This window comes from Spiroplasma sp. ald, assembly GCF_044714355.1.
Classification (GTDB): Bacteria; Bacillota_I; Bacilli_A; order Mycoplasmatales; family Mycoplasmataceae; genus Spiroplasma; species Spiroplasma phoeniceum.
Map to the genome: position 1 here is coordinate 1 of NZ_RXFY01000170.1, position 1233 is coordinate 1233.

Here is a 1233-nt window from a genome sequence, read left to right on the forward strand (position 1 = left end):
ATTTTGGTTTTACAAATAAAAAAACCATTTTAGTAAATGGTTTAATTTATTATTCTTATTCAATTTCTATGTATTTTTTAAAACCCTTCTTTTTTCCATGCGACCTAAATATTTCAAATGGTAAATAACCTTTACCTTTTGATTTTTCAGATCAAAAGGCATCATTATAAAAACTATAAACATTAGAACTCATAAAACCATTAAGAAATTGAAAATTAGGTCAAGTTTTTTTATTTTGATTAATTACTCAACCTCATGGAATACCAAATGAAATAAAGTTTAAGAATTTACCAACTCCGCCCGGGATAGTAAAAGGATTAAATACTAATTTTTGTGTATAGTTTAAAGGTAATATGGTAATTTGACGATTAATAAAATTATTCATATTTAAAATATCTCAAACATTACATTTACCCATTTTATTATATTCAATTTGAACTTGACCAACTGTATTACCAAATTCATCTTTTCTTCTAAAATATGATGATGCTTGGGTACTAATTATATTATCAACATTACCACTATTTACTTTAACTTTGTTTGGTGGTGTTATTTTTCAACTTTTAGACCAATAAAATTCAGAATTATTATTTTCTTCATTAATAGTTGTACCAACCGTAGGATTAGTTGCTGTTGAACTCGCTTTATCGGTTATAACAATACCCTCACTATTTTTTTGATTTCAAAAGTCGTATCTACTTTCCATATCTTTTTTTCAATCTTCATAACCAGTTATCATTGTTGGTTGAATACCTTGAATGTTATATCAACTTACTTCTGGTGATGCATAAGTATTTATTTTATCAGGTGGAGCAGGAAACATGTTATACATTAATAAATCTCGTGAATTCATAACTTTTTTATTAAATTGACCTTTAATAATTGGTCGACCAATAACAGGCATATCAAAAAAGATCGGATTACCATAAAATTTAACTGCCATTGCTCTAACCCCTGGGTCTTTTAATAAAATATCATCTAATTCAACAATACCTTTATTTAATTTTTCATCATAAGTTATTTTAGGAAAACAATAACCTTCACCTGGGGCACTTGTTTGTATAAATTGTCTTACTGATAAACCACTATTACTAATTTTGTCATTAATACTTGAAAAGGTTATTTCTTGTCATAAGAAACTACCATCATAAGGTGAATAATAATTAATAACATTAGATGGATATAATCATTGTCTATCTTGGGGTGCAGAATTAATATCACCACCACCAATAT

General features: G+C 26.7%; 1 protein-coding gene. It reads right to left on the minus strand.

The window, feature by feature from the left end; genetic code table 4:
• Positions 1-55: 55 nt before the first annotated feature.
• On the minus strand, positions 56-1233 hold a 1178-nt coding region (locus EHU54_RS05900), incomplete at its 5' end, for a hypothetical protein (protein WP_400249468.1).